The organism is Streptomyces sp. NPDC026589, from assembly GCF_040638385.1.
Taxonomy (GTDB): Bacteria; Actinomycetota; Actinomycetes; order Streptomycetales; family Streptomycetaceae; genus Streptomyces.
In genome coordinates, this window is sequence record NZ_JBEZYG010000064.1 from 1 (window position 1) to 3,595 (window position 3,595).

Sequence of the window (3,595 nt, forward strand, 5' to 3'; positions counted from 1 at the left end):
ACATCCGGTACGCGGAGCTGACCGTGACGCCGTACAGCTCGACCCGCCGGGGCATCCCCGAGGACGCGTTCATGGAGGCCATCGAGGACGCGCGCCCGAACGCCGAGGGGCGTCACAGCCCGCAGCAGCAGATCCGAGCGCAGGCCCCCGCACCCCCGTGCCGGGGGCCTGCTCCCGTTACCGCCCCCGCACGACCCGAGGAACCCGAAGGACCCCATGCCCCGCGGCAGGTATTCGCTCCACGACCTTCACGATCACACCCCCCTCGGCGAAGAACACTTCCACTGCGCCCCCGGCCCCTCCGGCTGGCGCTACGTCTCCCAGACCACATCCCCCACCGGAGACCACCTCGGCTCCATCGACCTCGCCCTGGACGAGCTGGGCCGGCCCATCCGGATCGAACTCCATGCCGCGAGCTGGCAGGTGCGCGGAGCGGCCCTGGAAGGGGTCACCTGGGTCCGGACCGACCCGACCGGCAGCCACGCCACCGAAGGCAATGTCCGAGCCCACACCTTCGCCGGCACGTCCCCCGCGTTCCTCATCGCCATGACCCGTCTCCTGCGCCTCACCCCCGCTTCCCCCACGACCCGCGTCCGCGTGGTCACCTTCACGGACCCGGTGCTCGCCCCCAGGACCGTCGACCAGTCCTGGGCCCTGGTGAACAGTGAAGCGCACACCACTGACAACGGCCCCCTGATCGTGGACGAATACCAGGTCAGCGCTCTGGACACCGGAGAGCAGCACACCATCCACATCGCCGGCGACGTGGTCCTCGCGGCACCCGGCGTCGAGCTCGAACACCTGGAGACGCCCCCGTCTCCCCGCGCCTCCGGCACCCCGGACGCCCAGGACCTGCCGCCCGGATCCGGGCCGGACACCGCCTGAGGGCTGTCCCGCGGTTTCCGGCGGGCGCACGACGCCGGCTACGGCACCTCGCCGTATTGCCGGAACATCCCCATACGTCCAGTATGCGGACGTCCCTCGGCCTTGCGACGCACCGCATCCGACGCCGCGCGCTGATCCGCCGGGAATTGCGGGACAGCCCTCAGCCGGGCGGGGCGAACCCGCCCGAGGGAGCACTCCCGCGTCGCTGCTCGTGACCACCGGCGGCACCGCCCCCCGCCCCGGAACCGGCCCCGGCAGACACCGGCCCCCGAAAACTCCCGCCAGCCCCGCCGGCTCCGCCAGGCTCACCCGACCCAACAGGCCCGGTGAGCCCGGGCGCTACCGGCCCGGACGGTGCCGGCCCCTCGGCGCGAGGCCCGGCGAACACGCGCCGCGCATCCCGGGACTGCCGCTCATGGACCACCGCGGCCAGGAACGCGGCCGCAGGAACACCCTGGGGCGCGGCGGCTCCCGTCAGGGCGACCAGTTCACCGGCCAGCCGCTCGGCGATCGAATGCCCCACACCGGGATCCAGCTGCCGCATCCGCGTCAGGTACTGCCGTATCCCGAGCCAGAGTTCGTCGGGTACGGCCGACAGATCCAGCTGCGCGAACCGGCCGACCAGCCAGGGCGGGGGAGGCGGCACGGAGACGGACCGGCCCGTGGCCGCGACCCGCTCCCGGATCACCAGCGTCCCGGCGAACACGTCACCGATCCGGCGACCTCGCGCCGACACCAGGGACGCGATCGAGGCCAGGGCGCCGAAGGTCATGAGGATCTCGACGAGCCCCATGGCCCCCCGCACGAGCGCGTGCCGGAACCGGATCGGCCCACCGTCGTCCCGCACCACCCGCAGCCCGCAGGCGAGCTTCCCCAGGGACCGACCGTGACTCAGCGTCTCCACCGCGACCGGCCCACCGATCAGGACCAGCAGGAAAGAGGCGACCCCGATCGCCGCGACTGCTGCCTCGTCCAACGAGGCGGAAGCGATGCCCAGAACGATCGATATCAGGATGAAGACGACGAACGTCACCGCCAGATCGATTGCCGAGGCCAGCGCCCGGCTCGGCAGCCGTGCGGGCCTCAACCCCAGAACGACCGCATCCCCGGTAACCAGCTCACTCATCGGGCCCCACCCTTCGCCGACCTTCTCTGCCCCAGCCGGGCACAGTCTGCCAAGCTGACCGCCAGCGCGCCGCAGTAGTACGAACCCGTACGCACCCATGCCTGGAGCAACAGACGCCCATGGACCTCGACGTCTTCGTCACCGCCCACCGCACGGAGTGGGATCGCCTCGAACACCTCCTGCGCCGGGGGCGCCGCCTCACCGGCGCGGAAGCGGACGAACTCGTCGTCCTCTACCAGCGCACGGCGACCCACCTCTCGCTGGTCCAGTCGAGCAGCCCCGACCCCCTCCTCACCGGACGTCTCACCCAGCTCGTGGCCCGCGCCCGGTCGACGGTGACCGGCACCCGCAAGGCGTCCTGGCGGGATGCGGCCCGGTTCCTCACCGCGGGGTTCCCTGCCGCGGTCTACCGCTCGCGCCACTGGTGGATTCCCACAGCGGTGCTCTCGACAGTGGTGGCGGCTTTGCTGGGCTGGTGGATCGGCACCCACCCCGAGGTTCAGGCCGCGATCGCCGCACCGGAGGACCTCCGTGCGATGACCCGACCGGGCGGGGAGTACGAGACCTACTACTCCAGCCACCCGGCGGCGTCGTTCGCGGCACAGGTATGGACGAACAACGCACAGGCCGCGGCCCTGTGCCTGGTCCTGGGGGCGTTCCTCGGCATACCGGTGATCTGGATCCTCTTCCTCAACATGCTCAACCTCGGCGTCGGCCTGGGCCTCATGTCCTCCGCGGGCCGTCTCGACGTCTTCCTCGGCCTGGTGCTTCCCCACGGCCTGCTCGAACTGACCGCGGTGTTCGTTGCCGCCGGCACAGGGCTACGCCTCGGCTGGACCGTGATCGACCCCGGCCCCCTGTCACGCCGCGCCGCCCTCGCTCAGCAGGGCCGCGCCGCCCTGGGCATGGCAATCGGACTGGCCCTGGTCCTCTTCGTCTCCGGACTCATCGAGGGCTTCGTGACCCCTTCCGGTCTCCCGACCTGGGCCCGGATCACCATCGGCATCGCCGCTGAGCTGGCCTTTCTCGCGTACGTCTACATCCTCGGCGGCCGCGCGGCCCGCGCCGGCGACACAGGCGACCTCACCGAGGTCGAACGCAGCGCCGAACTTCCCACCGCAGCCTGACAGCCGATGTGCTTTCACCCCTGCTGACCTGCTAGTGTCCTCCTCGCCCACAAAACCGTTGACACGGCAGAAGTGGGGAGGTAGATTTGAACGGTTGCCTCGGACTGGACAAGTCCGAGTTGAGCGCGTAGTTTTTATCTCGCTCGTGCAGGGGCGTTTGTTAGCTCCGCCGGGCCGAATGATTCTCCCTTATCGAAGTCATCGGGCAGTTCGTTTAGCTCCGTAAGCTTCTGATAAAGTTGGATCCGCCGAAAGGCAAGGCCACTCCGCAGGCCATCGGAAATCGAATTCGGACCGGAAACGGAACGAAAAAGAGTCTGGTAAAGTCGGACTCGCCGGAAAGGGAGAACGCGAAAGCGGAAGACCTGGAAAGCGAGATGTGAGACCCGCTTCGACCGGGAATCGGACACGAAAGAGTCTGATAGAGTCGGAAACGCAAGACAGCAGGACAGCAAGA

The 3,595-nt window shown here is 69.7% G+C and carries 3 protein-coding genes and 1 pseudogene; 3 read left to right on the forward strand and 1 reads right to left on the reverse strand.

The features are described from left to right. Together AB0F29_RS41450 and AB0F29_RS41455 are read left to right on the forward strand one after the other, a co-directional pair. Positions 1-107, forward strand: a pseudogene (locus AB0F29_RS41450) (adenosine deaminase); the annotation flags it as partial. 109 nt (positions 108-216) lie between these two features. After that, the gene (locus tag AB0F29_RS41455) at positions 217-885 is read left to right on the forward strand and encodes a hypothetical protein (RefSeq protein ID WP_361884174.1); all 669 of its coding nucleotides are present in this window, start codon (positions 217-219) and stop codon (positions 883-885) included. A 160-nt stretch (positions 886-1,045) separates the two neighbouring features. Here the strand turns inward: AB0F29_RS41455 and AB0F29_RS41460 are convergent, their stop codons facing one another. Continuing rightward, the gene (locus AB0F29_RS41460) at positions 1,046-2,011 is read right to left on the reverse strand and encodes an RDD family protein (RefSeq protein WP_361884176.1); all 966 of its coding nucleotides are present in this window, start codon (positions 2,009-2,011) and stop codon (positions 1,046-1,048) included. A gap of 119 nt (positions 2,012-2,130) precedes the next feature. Between AB0F29_RS41460 and AB0F29_RS41465 the strand changes: the two genes are divergently transcribed. Beyond that, entirely contained in the window at positions 2,131-3,138 is a 1,008-nt protein-coding gene (locus AB0F29_RS41465) for a stage II sporulation protein M (RefSeq protein ID WP_361884178.1), read from the forward strand. Positions 3,139-3,595 lie beyond the last annotated feature (457 nt).

Excerpts from the sequence above, each read along its gene's own strand:
- AB0F29_RS41455 (WP_361884174.1), top strand. The coding sequence starts at position 217 with ATGCCCCGCGGCAGGTATTCGCTCCACGACCTTCACGATCACACCCCC.
- AB0F29_RS41460 (WP_361884176.1), bottom strand. The coding sequence starts at position 2,011 with ATGAGTGAGCTGGTTACCGGGGATGCGGTCGTTCTGGGGTTGAGGCCC.
- AB0F29_RS41465 (WP_361884178.1), top strand. The coding sequence starts at position 2,131 with ATGGACCTCGACGTCTTCGTCACCGCCCACCGCACGGAGTGGGATCGC.